Below are 15,069 nucleotides of genomic sequence, written 5' to 3' on the forward strand. Positions count from 1 at the left end.
ATTTTGTCTATCGTAGATTCCACACAACTCAGGGCATTCAATTTATCTAAGGAAGGTAGAAATGAAAAAGAGAAGTAGAAGAAGACGAAAAAATATTTTTGTCCCAATTGTAGTTTTAATTTTTTGTTGTATTTTTACGGCAATGGTTGCCTATGGATGGCAGTCACGTAAAAAAAATGTAAAAGTAGCCGATTCCTCAAAGAATGCAAATGAAACTGTAGAAGTAAATCAAAGCGAAACTTCAACCGACGGCGAAATCAATGCAATATCTGAGAGTGAGACGGATACAACGGCTGAAACCACCACAGTACCTGCAAGCAATCCCGGTCCGGATGAAAAGGTTGTTTATTTCACATTTGACGACGGTCCTTGGACAGGTACTCCAAGACTTTTGGATATCTTGGATAAGTACAATATCAAGGCTTGTTTCTTTGTTACCGCACAGTATATGGATACTGAACCTCTGATAAATATGCTTAAGCAGATAAAAGACAGAGGACATAATGTAGCCGTTCACAGTTTGACACATAACTATAAGCAGATATATGCTTCTGTGGATGCTTTTATGGCAGACTATGACGCTATGGACGATCTTATATTTAAGGCTACAGGTCAGCACAGTACTATGCTTCGCTTCCCGGGCGGAAGCAATGCAAGCTATAATAAAGCTATCAGACCTCAGCTTTTACAGGCTGTAAGAGACAGAGGAATAGTATACTTTGACTGGAATTCATTTGACGGTGACGTAGAGGGCAAGAGAGGTCAGGAACTTATCGACCAGACTATCAGACAGGTAAATGAGAATACTCACTCTATTTTACTTATGCATGATATGCCGAATACAGCATTCGTACACGATGCTCTCCCTACAATCATTGAGAGACTTCAGGCTGACGGATATAAGTTTGAGCTTCTTAATGAAAATACACCACCAAGACAGTTTGCAAAATAATATATAAAGGTCTTAATTTTTCCGTTTTATTGCTTCGGAATGAATTAAGACCTTTTTTCAATACACACAATATAAAAAAGAGAAAACCGAAATGATTTTCTCTCTAATATCCCTTTTGCAAATGTATTAACTATATTACCCCTTCTTTATAAAGAGGCCTCTGAGCTATATATACTTTAATATTGCTCACGTTACCTGCTGTAACTATGTATAACTGTTCTTTTATATTAACTTATTTGCTGTATTCTATTTTTACTGATTCTGTCCGGCCTGTCTTTCAGCTCTTCTTGCCAAGATTGCATCAATCTTTTGCTGAGCTTCCTTCGCATCGCCTTCAACAATATAAAGTTCCGGATATCTTACTCCGTGCGCTCTGGCTTCACTATCATTGTTCATATAGATATCAATGGTCTTTCCCTTAATATTGCCGCCTGTATCCTCAACAACATAGATAGTATCACTATTTCCGATGCGGACTCTTGTACCCCTTGGGAGCACTGACCAGTCAGCCGCAATAGTCCTTCCAACAACCGGTGTTGTACCTGACTTTGTTATATTTGAAGGATCACAATCATGTGAGTAGGCATAGGCTTTAAATTTACCTACGGATCTTCCCTTAGCCGCTTCTCTAAGAGCAGCTATTTCTGCATCCTCCTTTGCTACAAGCTCAGCTTCCTGCTGTTGTTTATATGAGTCAAGCGTTGTTTCATACTGATCGGCATTCAAACCGAATGCAGGACCTGTAACTTTATCAACCTCCGCCTGTGTAGCCGCATAAGCACTTCCTGCCATCAATGCGGAAAATACAAATGCTGCTAAAGTAACCTTTTTTATTTTATTTATCATTTACTTCCTTTCTTGCAAAGAACGAATCTTTTGTTCGTCGGGATACACTAATTATATTACATAAATGTTAAATGTCAATAAGAAAATGTTGCATTCTCTTTGCAAAGCATTAAAAAAGGCTCAGCCACTCTATTTTTTTCGGTTTTTATGCATAAAAAAATCACGTTAAAATACATTAATTATATATAATAACGTGATATCTCTTATGTTATCTATAAAACTTTGTTAAATATTTTTTAAGTAACTTTTGTAAATTTCTACACAAAATCACATTTTATTCACCCTTTGAAGCAAGCTTAAAAAGCTCTGCAACTTTGGTGATAGGAACCAAAAGTCCGCCTCCCGATGCCGCCATCTTATCGCCATATACATAAGAAGGTACAGCCTGAATCTCCAGAGTCTGCCAAACTTCAATGTTTGAATCTTCCACCTTCTTTGCATTCCTGTTCTCATTAAGTAAGGCAATGATATCTTCTTTCTTTGCTCCTGCAGCTTCAGCCAAATCCGCCAAAAGCTCTATATCATCAATTCTTTGCTGATTCTCAAAATGTGCTTCAAATACGGAATCATTGTACTTTTTGATATTCAAGCCGTTTTCCGACAAATAAAATCCTACCTGTGCGGCCAAATCCGAATGCACTCTTGCAGGTTCGGGGCTTGGATGAGCTTCACATGGTGACCATTCAATCTCTACAGTTTTATAATCCGGAAGAATATCTCCAAGTTCCTTTAAACCTTTATAACAAAACGGACAGGTATAATCATAAAAAACTTTAATCTTCTTTGACATAGACTTTTTCCTTTCTACTCACAGTATATGATATATTCATACTTTGTAATATTTATTATAACATATACATATCATTAAGGCTATATCTTTGATTTTCTCTTTAATACCATATATCCCGCATCCGCTACCGCCTTTGAGAGCTTCTCAATATCAGGCGGATTTTTTAAAAGGACTGTCGCCATATTATCTTCAAGACTCACAGTTGCCCAAGTTCCGTCAAGAGCATTTAATGCATTCTCTACATTTCTTACGCAATTATTGCAACTCATACCGTCAATGGCAAGCTTTGCTTCATACGGATAATGTGACTTATCTCTATCCTTTACTTTTACGGACTTGGTGGCTTCTTCATGCTCAGGACAGCAATCTCCGCCTTTTTTCAACTTCTTTATATAGTTGATTGAACCGAATACAACTATTGCCGCGACAATTAATACTATAATTATATTTACTATATTCATTAAAAAACCTCCCAGTTAGATATCGCTAACTAGGAGTATATCACTTTGTTCTCAAAAAACAAGTTTCTATTTAAATTTTAATACAATATTATTCTATTATCTCTATCGGACTACCTTCGTATACAAAAATCATTGCATCATACAGGCCGCTTGGCATCGCCTTAGGTCTGTAACTACTCTGTACTATCCTCATCATCCATGTATACCCTTCTCCAAGGGATCCCATTCTTAACGGAGAATTTATCAGACTGTATAGACTGCTGCCCTCCTTTATATCGGAAAAGTCCAATAAATACTGCTTATCTTTTGCAAATCTTGCCTGTGCCGCAAACGGATCGGCTGAAATAAAACTTTGTATACTTCTTTTTTTCTTTTCAAGGACCTTAATATTGTCTGTAACCTTCCAAAAATCGGTACCTATACTGTAGTAAGCATCTTTAAGATCATTTGATAAAACGGCACCCATAGATGTATATCCGTTACCGATCTTTGCTATATGTCCGTCATGTGCCGCTATAACAAGCTTTCCGCTACCTATTTTCTTTTCTATATCCAAAACAGCTTCTATATTGCCTGCCATATCACTGTCTCTGAGAGTATAATACGATTCATTGCTGTTAGTGAAAGTCTCCATTGACTGTCTTACAGTATTTAACTCAAATACCGCATCTCTGTCATCTGCATTTGCCACATCTATATCGCCGATTTTTTCTTTCAAGCCGGTAACGAAATCAATAACGGCTTTTGCACTCTCTACGCTTATCTCACCTTTTTCTATACAGTCAAGTTTTTTATCAAACTCATCTGCACTTGTAAGTCCTTTTGATGTACAGTAACTTTTTAAAAACTCATAACTTGTTTCGGGATTTTGCATATCAAAGCCGTAGAATCTAAGCTTCTCACCTTCACTTACAGTACTGTTGTATTCCCTCATCCATGAAATAAGCTCTTCCATCTGTTTTGTACGATATATCGGAAATGAGAATGTCTTTACAATACTTTCTATATCTCCGTCACCGCCTTGAATATATCTGTTTATTGTGGCACACTCACCATAGTCAGCCTCAAGTGCAAACGCTCTGAAGTCATAATCTTTCACCATTTTCTTTAATACCGAAAGTTTAAGTTCCTGAAAGTCCTTACAGCCGTGAGCCGCCTCTCCTATCGCAACTACATTTACATTATCCGATACTTTTATATCATCCACAGTCTTCATATATGAATTTATATCCGCTATTTTTTTATGAGCACTTATATCTTCCACTTTAAATCTGCCAAACCACAAACAAGTTACTGCCGATATAATAATTACAAAACCAAGTAAAATTCTCTTTAATGTCTTCATATTGTCTCCTATTCTTTTATAAGCTCATATAATTTCTTAGAACATTCATCATCCGCCTGTTTTAATAAAGGTTTTAAAAGCAGCAGCACCTGTTTTGAATAATAATAAAAGCTGTAAAATAAATCATCAGGAAATACGTCTTCTTCTTCCCATCTCATTTCATCCTCTTCTTCATCATAAACTTCGGACCAAAGATACTTTTCATCAATCATATCTTTAAAGTTCGGTAAAGGATCTGCATGTTCCATATTTTCTACAATATTTACCGCTTCAGCTATATATCCGAACAATTCCGCAAGCTCCGGTACAAGGTAGTCTGCTACAGGGTTTTTATCTCTGTCCTTTAAAGCCTTTTTAAAGACTCTGTATAGGAATATACAGGCAAAAGGTGTTGCATGCCACAGTGTAGACTGATGTTCAATTCCCATGGCTATCTCCTCTCCTGCCGTCTCTATAGACTTTTTATCCTTCATTTCATTTAATATTTCAAAGCACTCCGGAAAGTCGGTAGCTCTTTTATAAGTTGTGGTTATTCTGTGCCAAGGTATATCCTCGACTTTTACATTTTCTATATACTTTAAGTTTTCTTTTGTCATTTTTACTCCTAAAAAATACCCCTCATTATTTTTATCAAATGAGGGGCAAATAAATTATTCCAATTTTATATATTTCTTTGTTTCTTCATCTATATGATCAAGGTCCATGTAATGTTTGCTGTCAGACTCCAATCCCTTTTTCTTTAAGAAATGCTCTGCAAGCCTGCTTATAGTCCTGTATATTATAGCCCAAGTAGGCACAGCTATTATCATTCCCACAATACCGAAAAGTCCGCCAAACAGAAGTATCGAAAACAGTACCCAAAAGCTTGGAAGTCCTGTAGTCTGTCCCAGTATCTTAGGTCCGATAATATTTCCGTCCACCTGCTGTAATACCAAAATCCATACGGCAAACTGAAGTGCCGTAACAGGCGATATAAGAAGCAAAAGTATAATACTTGGAATTGCACCTATAAAAGGTCCGAAGAAAGGTATTACATTGGTTACACCTACCACCACACTTATAAGCAAGGCATATGGCATATGTATTATGGCCATAAATACATAGTTTATTATTCCTATTATAATAGAATCTATTATCTTACCTACAATAAACTTTTCAAACATGTTCTTGATATATCTGGCCTCTGTAACTATTTCATTTCCTATCTTTACTCCTGCAACCGCATACACTATTTTCTTTGCCTGTGATGCCAGCGTGGTTTTCATATTTAGAAGATACATCATTACCATTAAGCCTATAATAATATTTACAACCACACCAAGAGCATTGATTACACCGCTTGAGAGATTCTTTATATAGGTATTTACATTAGGCAATACCGTTGTAGTGGCTATATCACTGAGTCTCTCACTGATATCCAGATAATTCCCGATTATAAGTTTCTCCAGATTCGGATTTTTATTCAGTATATCCTTAAGCCAGGCTTCCAAATTCTGTGTACCCGAAGGTGCGTAGCTTATAACATTTGTGATACTGTTTACCAACTCAGGTATAATCATCATTATCAATGTAAACACTACCAAAATAAGTATTACGAGGCAGGCCAGAGTAGCTATCATCTTCGCATACTTATCGGATTTCTTCCACTTTGGAAACAGTGATGATAATATCTCACCCACCCATATGCCGATACGATCATATACAGGTGCCATCAAAAACGCCATAACCACACCGTAAAGCACTGAAGAAACGGTTGATATTATGGTGCTTATAGCTGTAGCAATAGGCCCAAGTTTACTGAAAATCAAAGATATTACAAGGGCTATTACTATAACCGCAACTGCTGTTAAACCCCATTTAAAATATATGTCATTCTTATTTTCTTCCATTTAAACCTCTACAGCGACCTTGTCATCTTTTATATCAATATTTGCTTCAAAAAAGGCTTTAAGTGTCTCAAAAGCATATCCTACATCCTTTGCACCTGCAGTCTCATATGCGGAATGCATTGCCAACTGCGGCAATCCGATATCCACAGCATTCATACTTACAACGGTATTTGAAAGATTTCCAAGAGTTGAACCACCTGCAATATCACTTCTGTTTGCAAAAGTCTGATAAGGTATATTTTTCTTTTCAAGAATCTTTTTAAGTATTGCTCTGCTGAATGCATCTGTTGTATATTTTTGATTTGCACTTTCTTTAATTGCAATTCCTTGATTTAAAACCGGTCTGTTCTTTACATCAAACAGTTCAGGGTGATTTGGATGAACGGCATGTGCATTATCACAGCTGATAAGCATACTCTTTGCTATAGCCCTGTAATACTCTTCCTTTGATTTTCCAAGTGCAGTATTTACTCTGTCAAGTGTGCTTGCAAGGAATGTAGACATGGCCCCCTGCTTTGTAACGGAGCCCACCTCTTCATTGTCAAATACCGCAAAGACATTTATATGATTTTTATTTTCAGCCTCAACAAATCCTCTAAGCGATGTGTAAACACACTCCAAATCGTCAAGTCTTCCGCTTGATATAAGCTCATTGTCAAATCCGATAACCGCCGCCTTTTGTCTGTTTACCAGATATAAATCTTTTGCAAGTATGGCCTCAGCCTCTATATCCAGTTCCTTTGCAAGAATATTGTCAAAGTCGGCTTCTTTAAGATTACCTGCACTGAGTATCGGAAGCATATCAACTTGATTGTTGAAAGCAAATCCCTTATTTATCTCCCTGTTAAAATGTATAGGTACATTAGGAATAATAAGTAAATCTCTATCTATATGAAGAAGTCTTGTTTCAATACCCTTGTCTGTATTTACCATAACTCTTCCTGCCAGTGTCAGAGGTTTATCAAGCCATGTGGCATTTATCATACCGCCATAACCTTCCACATTCAGCTTTAAATAGCCGTTTGCTTCTATTACCGGCCTGTCCTTCAGTTTAAATGTTGGTGAGTCGGAATGTGCGGCACTTATCTGAAAATGATAATCTCCCTCAGCTATATCAAAAGCTATAAGACTTGATGAGTTCCTTTTTGTATAATACTTTCCTTTGTTTATATTCCATTTCTCATTCTCGGGCAGATAAGTAAAGCCTGATTTTTGTAAAACTTTTTCGCATTCATTTATCGCATGAAACATTGTCACTGATGAATCCAAAAAATCCATCAAATCTCTTAAAATATCCATACAGCCTCTTTCTATCTTATAATGTCATCTTAATACTGCATTATACCATAGAAAACCCTATCTGTATTATCTAAATTTATTATGATTCTTATATTTAAATATTTAATGAACTTAAATTTATCTGACTATATTCGTGTAAACTTTTGATGTGAGTTTGAAAATAACAAAATAAATAAGTGCAAATATTAACAGCACATCCCCAAGGCATATCATATACAGTAAAGCGTCCGATACTCCAAACAGCCCCAAAAGTCTGAAGATAATCTTTGACGCCACAATACAATGAATAGCCGCTACAATAAGAGGTCCGTAAAACATCAGGCAGATTTGAGAGTCGGTGGTTTTCTTTATCAAATCATCTGAAAGCCCCAGTTTTTTCATGATTTGATACTTTTCTCTGTCCTCAAAACCTTCACTGATTCTCTTATAATAAGTAATCAGAACCGTTCCTGTGAGGAAGATAATACCTATCAAAACTCCAAGGAATAAAAATCCTCCGTTTACCTCATACTGATTGTGTATCATCTCACTACGACTGCTTACATCATACACACTTCTGCCAGCACCTGTAAGCTGATTCTTTATGCCGTCTTTAAGCTTTACCAATGTATCCTCATATTCCTTATCATCTACTCCGTCTACATCCCAATATACACTGCAATTTATATCCAAACCGTCCAAAGCCTCTCTTAAAAATTCCAGAGTAGCCATATCCTTAACAACAATACTGTATCCTTCCACTCCTGAATATTCATAAGGAAATATACTGTCTATTTTTCTGACCTTAAAATCTCTGTCTCCTATTTTTAATGTATCACCGATTTTATTATTTTTATTATCTCCCAGTAAAATTTCTCCTTCATCAAGTTTAAAATTTTGATGCGTCCTCCAATTGTATCCGTCAAGGTCGCTTGCAATCACAAATATAGGATCAGCTTTGCTGTCTCTTTGATATTCAGCTATTGTATCACCTGTCTTTACTGCAGCTGTAGTCATATCAAATATAGTGTACTCATCTTTAATCATTGACGCATCCGGTACACTTGACTCCACAAGGCTTTGCAGTCTCTTTGCCATATCCTCATTGCTTATATTCTCACTTCCGGCTGCAATCCTGTATTCTCTTGGCATTACACTGTCCCCAAGCTTTATATAGTTTGAGTATATCGTTATCGTAGTGGACAGACTGATAATAACTCCGGCACTTAGAATAGAGATACTTGCAAGCGATATTGCATTCCCTTTCATTCTGTATAAAAGACCGCTTATACTCAAAAATCTCTTCGGTGTATAAAAGCTCTTATTATTTCTTTGCGCTTTCAACATAAATACCGTAAAAGTTGCATATAAAAGGTAAGTTGCAAATATGGTGGCAAGCACCGCTACAAAGAAATAGTTAATAGAGGAAAGCAATCCGCCTACAAACAGTGCAATACCGTAACCCGCTGCCAACAGTAGAAATCCTGTAAGCATTATTATGATTCTTGACTTCGGCTCACCCTCACCTTTGTGAGTTCTTTGTAAGAGCTCCATAGGTGTGGACATATATATTCTAAATACACTTCCGATAATAATAATCAGGTAGAGTACCACTACCAAAGCTGTAGTATTTATAAGTGCCGAAATACTGAAAGGATAATCCATCAGTCTTCCGGACACATCCTTCATTAAAAAGTTTAGGAATAAAAAGCAAAGCTGTCCGAATATATATCCGCCTACTATACCTGCAAACCATATGATTGCAAACAGTATAAGAAATTCAATACTGATAATCTTGCCTACATGTTTCTTCTCAAGACCTAAGATGCCGTAAAGTGCAAACTCCTTACTTCTTCTCTTTAGCCAAAAGGTGGCGGCGTACTGTACAAATATAAATGTAAATATTGCCAGAATGACTATTCCGAACTTTATAAGCGTCGGCAAAACCACATGCCTTGTTCTGACATAATTGTTGTTTACCAAGCTTGCCGTTATATTAAAAAGTATCAGCATCACGCCTGATGAAAGTACAAAAGGAATCTCAAGCAATTTATTTGCTTTAAGGTTTTGAAGAGCAAATTTTTTTGCCATTGAAAAACTCATGCTTTCTTACCTCTGCCAATCATAAACTCCGCCTGACTTATTCTTTCCATAAAGTTATTTCGGCTCTCATCCTCACCTCTGTAAATCTCATGGAAAACAACTCCGTCACGAATAAATAATACTCTCTTTGCATAGGCTGCCGCACGGAGTGAATGTGTTACAAGTAAAACCGTCTGTCCTTCTTCATTTATTTGATGAAATAAATTCAAAATCATCTCTGAAGATGTTGAATCCAGTGCCCCTGTCGGTTCATCTGCCAAAAGCAATGCCGGTTTTGTGATAATTGCTCTGGCAATAGCCACTCTCTGTTTTTGTCCACCCGATATTTCATAAGGGTATTTATCCAAAATTTCCCTTATACCAAGTCTTTCCTGTATCTCATCAAGTCTTTCTTTCATCAAATCCGGCTTTTCATCAGACAATACCAAAGGCAGATAAATATTTTCTCTGTTGTTAAACTGATCCAAAAGATTAAAGTCCTGAAATACAAAACCCAATTCTTTTCTTCGAAATATCGATATATCACTTGTTTTTAATGTTCCGATATCATTACCGTTTAGCATTAAAGTACCTGAAGTGGCTTTATCCAATGTTGCAATAATATTTAAAAGCGTGGTTTTGCCTGCTCCCGACTCACCCATTATAGAAATAAACTCTCCCTTTTCCACAGAGAAGTTCACACCCTTTAATGCCTCGGTAGTGACATTCTTTGTCTTATACAGCTTTTTTATATTTTTACATTCTAATATTGTCATTTCTTTCCTCCTTTATATTGCCTATTCTACATCCGCAGAAAAATTTCTGCATTTATCTAATATGACAAAATCCGGTTTAATCTTACAATCTTGTAAGCTTAGACCGAATTTTAAATATAATTATCTGTTTTTAAATATAAAGGAGAACTCACTGCCTGCATTAAGCTCAGATTTTACTTCTATTTCAATATTCAAAATCTCGGCTGTCTTTCCTACCATATAAAGTCCGAGACCGCTTGATTTTTCATTTATTCTGCCGTTAAATCCAGAATAACCCCTGTCAAAGATTTTTTTGATATCCTTTGAAGGAATTCCTATTCCGGTATCTTTTATACTTAACTTTGAAAGTTCTTTATCATAGAATATACTTATACTGCCATGTTTTGTGTATTTAAGTGCATTTGAAATAATCTGCTCCAACAGTATGGAAAGCCATTTTGCATCACTTACTACTCTTTCACCGGTTTTTATGTATTCAAGTTTTATTTTCTTTTCAATAAAGATAAGAGAATACTTCTTTATAACACTGTTTAATACCTCATCCAGATCCACTTCATATATATCCATATCCGTACTTCTGTCTTTCAGCTTTAAATAGTTCATAGCCATATTTGTGTATTCCTCTATATAAAATATCTGCTCTTTAAGCCTTTTGTCAGCTCCCGATTTATCCAAAATAAGATTGCAGACCGTGATAGGTGTTTTGATTTGATGTATCCAAAGTAAGAAGTACTCCTCCAAATCCTTTCTTTCATCAATTATCTTATTTCTGAGAGTATTATTTTCAATTTGAAGCCTTTCAATTTCCTCAGACATTTTTTCTCTCTTTACATAAGATATCCACTCTATAATAAGAAAAACAAACATGCAAAACAATATAAGCTCAAGACTTAAGATAAAATATTGCATATCAAGATTTGCAAATAAAAATACCCCTCCAAATATTAAACATACATATAGAAGGGTAATAAAAATACGATATTCATTTTTTAAAAAAGACCATAATCTGTCCATATCTACCTCACAAGATAATATCCCATACCTTTTTTAGTCTGTATAAATTCTTTATATCCGACATTATCAAGTTTCTTTCTAAGCCTTGTAATATTCACCGCCAAAGTATTGTCATCTATAAAATCATCACCCTGCCAACAGTGATCCATAATGTCCTCTCTTCTTACTATCTGTCCTTTCGCATTAAACAGTGCCTCAAGTATAAGAAGCTCGGTCTTTGTAAGGTCTATATCAAAGCTTTCACCAATAAGCTTTGCCCTTGAAGTATCCAGACTTATTCCTTCAAATGTCAATTTATCGACCTGCATTGTATATTCATAAGTCCTTCTTAAAATTGCCTGTATTTTTACTCTTGTCAGGTTGATATCAATAGGCTTTGTAATATAGTCATCGGCTCCAAATTGCATTGCGGATACCATATCCATAGAATTATTGTGAGAAGAGATGAAAATTATAGGTACATTTGAACTTTCTCTGATTTTCCGGGTCCAGTAAAATCCGTTGTAGTATGGTAGAGTGATATCCATAAGTACAAGATCCGACTTAAACTCTTCCACCTCTTCTGCCACATTATTAAAGTCTTTCACAGACATTGTTTCATATCCCCACGCTCTGAGTTCATCTCCCAAAAGTTCCACTATATTTTCATCATCTTCCACAATAAATATCTTCATTAAATTAAACCTGTTCTTCTGCCAAAAGATTTTCTATAAATTCATATACTTCTTCTCTGCCCTGTTTGGTCTGTGATGAGAAGGGTATAAGCACGCCGTTCTTAGGTAATCCAAGTCCTTCTCTAACGACCTTAACGCATTTAGCCACCTGACTTCTTTTTAACTTATCAAGCTTTGTAGCTATAATTACAGGCTGAAATCCGTTATATACAATCCAGTCATACATCTGCTTATCATTTTTACCCGGCTCATGCCTTATATCGATCAGCAAAAATATACATCTGATTTGCTTTGAAGTATGTAGGTACTTTTCTATCATCTTACCCCATTTTTCCTTCGTGGCAAGATTTGCATTGGCATAGCCGTACCCCGGAAGGTCAACGAAATATAGATCATCATTCACTTTATAATAATTTATTGTCTGCGTCTTTCCCGGTTGACTTGATGTCCTTGCCAAAGATTTCCTGTTCATAAGAGAATTTATCAATGATGATTTTCCTACATTTGACTTGCCTGCAAAGACTATTTCCGGGTCTGTATTTTCAGGAAATGTACTGGTAATACCGCATACCGTCTCCAGCTCCGCTTTTTTTATTATCATAAGTACCTCATTTATATTCTTTTATTATTACATCGAAATTTTAATCTGTCAGCGCTGTCTTTAGGACTTCTTTTATATCCTTGACATATACGATTTCCAAACCGCCTGTGATTTCTGACGACAATTCGGATACATCAGCTTCATTTTCCTTAGGCACACATACCGTCTTTACTCCCGCAAGCTTGGCAGCCAGAAGCTTTTCTTTTAGACCGCCTATAGGAAGCACCTTTCCCCTTAGTGTTATCTCTCCTGTCATTGCCACATCGGCTCTCACTCTTTTTCCTGTGATAGCTGAAATGATTGCGGTGGTCATCGTCACTCCGGCACTTGGACCGTCCTTCGGTACTGCACCCTCCGGTATATGCAAATGTATGTCGTTCTTTTCAAAGAATCCTTCTTCTACATCATATTCCTTTGCCATGCTTCTTACAAGACTCTTTGAAATTCCGGCACTCTCCTTCATTACATCACCCATATTTCCTGTAAGTGTAAGTACTCCTTTTCCGGGCATTATATTTACCTCGATACTTAAAGTATCTCCGCCCACACTTGTCCATGCAAGTCCTGTTACCATTCCGACCTGTGGCTCTTTTTCAACCTCATCATGTCTTACTTTTTCTTTTCCAAGGTATTTGCCGATGTTTTTCTCTGTGATTTTAAAACTCTTTTTACCCTCAAGTGATTCTCTGGCACATTTTCTGCAGATATCTCCGATCCTTCTTGAAAGGTTTCTTACTCCGGCCTCTCTTGTATAATTATGGATTATCTTCTTTATAGCCTTATCGCTGAAATGAATTCCCTTATCCTTCATGCCGTTTGCTTCCACTTCCTTCGGAACAAGGTAGCTCTTGGCAATATGATATTTTTCATTTTCAGTATATGAGCTGATTTCAATTATATCCATTCTGTCAAGAAGCGGTCTCGGAATAGTATCCAAAGTATTTGCTGTAGCTATAAATAAAACCTTAGACAAATCAAGAGGTATTTCAAGATATCTGTCTCTAAAGGTCTTATTTTGTTCTCCGTCAAGCACCTCCAAAAGTGCGGCTGATACATCACCCTTATAATCTTTTGAACTTTTATCTATCTCATCCAACAAAAGCAGCGGATTTGCAACTTTGGCATGCTTTATAGCTTCCACTATTCTTCCCGGCATAGCACCCACATAGGTTCTTCTATGTCCTCTGATTTCCGCCTCATCTCCCACTCCGCCAAGACTTATTCTTACATACTTTCTACCAAGTGCCTTTGCAACACTCTTTGCAATTGAAGTCTTACCTGTTCCCGGTGGGCCTACAAGACAAAGTATAGGTGAATTTCCTGTCGGATTTAATATTCTTACAGATAGATATTCAAGTATTCTGTCCTTTACTTTTTCAAGTCCGTAATGGTCCTCATCCAAAATATTTTTTGCCCGAATAATATCATTAAAATCATCACTGTATACACCGAAAGGCATTTCAAAAACAGTGTCCAGATATGTTCTGATTACATTTCCCTCTGCACCGTTACTGCCGGCTGTATTAAGTCTGAAAATATCTTTTTTTATCTTCTCTTTATATTCATCAGCAAGCGCCAAGTTTTTAAGTTTCTCTTCGTACTCGTCGGAAACAGTCTCATAGCCGCTGTTTTTTGCCATTTCATTTTGGATTACCTTCAAATGTTCTCTGAGAATATAATCTCTTTGATTCTTTGAAATGTCCTTATCTACTTCCGATTTTATTTTTTCCGCAATCTCTTTTCTGTCTATGGCCTCGCTCATAATCTCCATAAGCAGCATAGACTCTTCAACAGGTGTCTTTGCGGCATTTATAATCTTTTTCTTCTCATAATCAAGGTTTAGAGCAAGTCTTAATCTGTCCAAAAGCTCAGGCAGATTATCGATAGCAAGTAATTCGTTTAAGATATGTTTTTTAAATCTCTCATTTACATCGCTATAGCCTCTCATAGTCAGCTGCAGACTGTTTAACATTCTGTCAAAGCCTTCATCCGACTGTATATACTCTTCTACTTCCGCCTCATATTCATTTTCGGCATAATTATTCAGAGAAATCAACTTACCGCGTCTTAAGGCTCTTACTACAACCTCTATTACACCGTTATCTTTGTTTTTTACACTCTCAACCTTCGCAATTACACCGTTGGTCTCAGTATATGCACTGTCTTTTCTCTCTTCCTCATTGTCCGCTTTGTATCTTAAAATAAAAAGTTCTTCATCATTCTCATAAGCATCCAGCTGTGCCTTTATTATATTGCTGTCTGCGGATGAAAACCCTATCACCTCTCCCGGAAAGATGATTTGATTCCTTATCAATATTGTTTTTAATTTATTCATTTACTCCCTAATATAATACCCCCGGC

14 protein-coding genes are annotated in these 15,069 nt (G+C 36.4%); 1 reads left to right on the top strand and 13 read right to left on the bottom strand.

Features of this window, described 5'->3' with window-relative positions:
- The first annotated feature begins 61 nt into the window (after positions 1–61).
- Positions 62–952, top strand: coding sequence for a polysaccharide deacetylase family protein (locus HMPREF1140_RS07310; RefSeq protein ID WP_009663230.1), 891 nt, complete (start codon positions 62–64; stop codon positions 950–952).
- Between the two features lie 252 nt (positions 953–1,204).
- Here the strand turns inward: HMPREF1140_RS07310 and HMPREF1140_RS07315 are convergent, their stop codons facing one another.
- From HMPREF1140_RS07315 to lon, 13 genes are all read right to left on the bottom strand, one after another.
- The gene (locus tag HMPREF1140_RS07315; RefSeq protein ID WP_009663309.1) at positions 1,205–1,798 is read right to left on the bottom strand and encodes a 3D domain-containing protein; all 594 of its coding nucleotides are present in this window, start codon (positions 1,796–1,798) and stop codon (positions 1,205–1,207) included.
- Positions 1,799–2,072: 274 nt separating this feature from the next.
- Positions 2,073–2,588 carry a DsbA family oxidoreductase gene (locus HMPREF1140_RS07320; RefSeq protein ID WP_009663224.1) on the bottom strand — a complete coding sequence of 172 codons (516 nt, stop codon included), beginning with the start codon at positions 2,586–2,588 and terminating at the stop codon, positions 2,073–2,075.
- Between the two features lie 80 nt (positions 2,589–2,668).
- On the bottom strand, positions 2,669–3,049 hold the full coding sequence (locus HMPREF1140_RS07325; protein WP_007595446.1) for a heavy-metal-associated domain-containing protein: 381 nt from the start codon (positions 3,047–3,049) through the stop codon (positions 2,669–2,671).
- A gap of 88 nt (positions 3,050–3,137) precedes the next feature.
- Positions 3,138–4,394 (bottom strand): erythromycin esterase family protein, encoded by a 1,257-nt coding sequence (locus HMPREF1140_RS07330; protein ID WP_009663380.1) that lies wholly within the window; start codon positions 4,392–4,394, stop codon positions 3,138–3,140.
- 8 nt (positions 4,395–4,402) lie between these two features.
- Positions 4,403–4,990, bottom strand: a complete 588-nt coding sequence (locus HMPREF1140_RS07335; protein WP_009663345.1) for a hypothetical protein — start codon at positions 4,988–4,990, stop codon at positions 4,403–4,405.
- Positions 4,991–5,044: 54 nt separating this feature from the next.
- Complete coding sequence (locus HMPREF1140_RS07340) at positions 5,045–6,283, bottom strand: AI-2E family transporter (protein WP_009663397.1); 1,239 nt, start codon at positions 6,281–6,283, stop codon at positions 5,045–5,047.
- A complete protein-coding gene (locus HMPREF1140_RS07345) occupies positions 6,284–7,582 on the bottom strand; it encodes a M18 family aminopeptidase (protein WP_009663172.1) in 1,299 nt (432 codons plus the stop codon).
- Positions 7,583–7,699: 117 nt separating this feature from the next.
- The gene (locus HMPREF1140_RS07350) at positions 7,700–9,664 is read right to left on the bottom strand and encodes an FtsX-like permease family protein (RefSeq protein ID WP_009663350.1); all 1,965 of its coding nucleotides are present in this window, start codon (positions 9,662–9,664) and stop codon (positions 7,700–7,702) included.
- Positions 9,661–10,419 (bottom strand): ABC transporter ATP-binding protein, encoded by a 759-nt coding sequence (locus tag HMPREF1140_RS07355; protein WP_009663389.1) that lies wholly within the window; start codon positions 10,417–10,419, stop codon positions 9,661–9,663. The genes HMPREF1140_RS07350 and HMPREF1140_RS07355 overlap by 4 nt, the downstream gene beginning before the upstream one ends.
- Before the next feature lie 120 nt (positions 10,420–10,539).
- Positions 10,540–11,433, bottom strand: coding sequence for a sensor histidine kinase (locus HMPREF1140_RS07360; protein WP_009663235.1), 894 nt, complete (start codon positions 11,431–11,433; stop codon positions 10,540–10,542).
- A gap of 2 nt (positions 11,434–11,435) precedes the next feature.
- On the bottom strand, positions 11,436–12,107 hold the full coding sequence (locus tag HMPREF1140_RS07365; protein ID WP_009663208.1) for a response regulator transcription factor: 672 nt from the start codon (positions 12,105–12,107) through the stop codon (positions 11,436–11,438).
- Positions 12,108–12,111: 4 nt separating this feature from the next.
- Complete coding sequence (gene yihA, locus HMPREF1140_RS07370) at positions 12,112–12,708, bottom strand: ribosome biogenesis GTP-binding protein YihA/YsxC (RefSeq protein WP_009663406.1); 597 nt, start codon at positions 12,706–12,708, stop codon at positions 12,112–12,114.
- A 40-nt stretch (positions 12,709–12,748) separates the two neighbouring features.
- Entirely contained in the window at positions 12,749–15,043 is a 2,295-nt protein-coding gene (lon, locus tag HMPREF1140_RS07375; RefSeq protein WP_009663396.1) for an endopeptidase La, read from the bottom strand.
- Between the last annotated feature and the right edge of the window lie 26 nt (positions 15,044–15,069).

The organism is Lachnoanaerobaculum sp. ICM7, from assembly GCF_000287675.1.
Taxonomy (GTDB): domain Bacteria; phylum Bacillota; class Clostridia; order Lachnospirales; family Lachnospiraceae; genus Lachnoanaerobaculum.

What these genes read in the sequence shown, in the direction of transcription:
- HMPREF1140_RS07315 (WP_009663309.1), bottom strand. Translation starts at nt 1,798, where the DNA reads ATGATAAATAAAATAAAAAAGGTTACTTTAGCAGCATTTGTATTTTCC.
- HMPREF1140_RS07350 (WP_009663350.1), bottom strand. Translation starts at nt 9,664, where the DNA reads ATGAGTTTTTCAATGGCAAAAAAATTTGCTCTTCAAAACCTTAAAGCA.
- HMPREF1140_RS07310 (WP_009663230.1), top strand. Translation starts at nt 62, where the DNA reads ATGAAAAAGAGAAGTAGAAGAAGACGAAAAAATATTTTTGTCCCAATT.
- HMPREF1140_RS07365 (WP_009663208.1), bottom strand. Translation starts at nt 12,107, where the DNA reads ATGAAGATATTTATTGTGGAAGATGATGAAAATATAGTGGAACTTTTG.
- HMPREF1140_RS07345 (WP_009663172.1), bottom strand. Translation starts at nt 7,582, where the DNA reads ATGGATATTTTAAGAGATTTGATGGATTTTTTGGATTCATCAGTGACA.
- HMPREF1140_RS07325 (WP_007595446.1), bottom strand. Translation starts at nt 3,049, where the DNA reads ATGAATATAGTAAATATAATTATAGTATTAATTGTCGCGGCAATAGTT.
- yihA (WP_009663406.1), bottom strand. Translation starts at nt 12,708, where the DNA reads ATGATAATAAAAAAAGCGGAGCTGGAGACGGTATGCGGTATTACCAGT.
- HMPREF1140_RS07335 (WP_009663345.1), bottom strand. Translation starts at nt 4,990, where the DNA reads ATGACAAAAGAAAACTTAAAGTATATAGAAAATGTAAAAGTCGAGGAT.
- HMPREF1140_RS07340 (WP_009663397.1), bottom strand. Translation starts at nt 6,283, where the DNA reads ATGGAAGAAAATAAGAATGACATATATTTTAAATGGGGTTTAACAGCA.
- HMPREF1140_RS07360 (WP_009663235.1), bottom strand. Translation starts at nt 11,433, where the DNA reads ATGGACAGATTATGGTCTTTTTTAAAAAATGAATATCGTATTTTTATT.
- HMPREF1140_RS07320 (WP_009663224.1), bottom strand. Translation starts at nt 2,588, where the DNA reads ATGTCAAAGAAGATTAAAGTTTTTTATGATTATACCTGTCCGTTTTGT.
- HMPREF1140_RS07330 (WP_009663380.1), bottom strand. Translation starts at nt 4,394, where the DNA reads ATGAAGACATTAAAGAGAATTTTACTTGGTTTTGTAATTATTATATCG.
- lon (WP_009663396.1), bottom strand. Translation starts at nt 15,043, where the DNA reads ATGAATAAATTAAAAACAATATTGATAAGGAATCAAATCATCTTTCCG.
- HMPREF1140_RS07355 (WP_009663389.1), bottom strand. Translation starts at nt 10,419, where the DNA reads ATGACAATATTAGAATGTAAAAATATAAAAAAGCTGTATAAGACAAAG.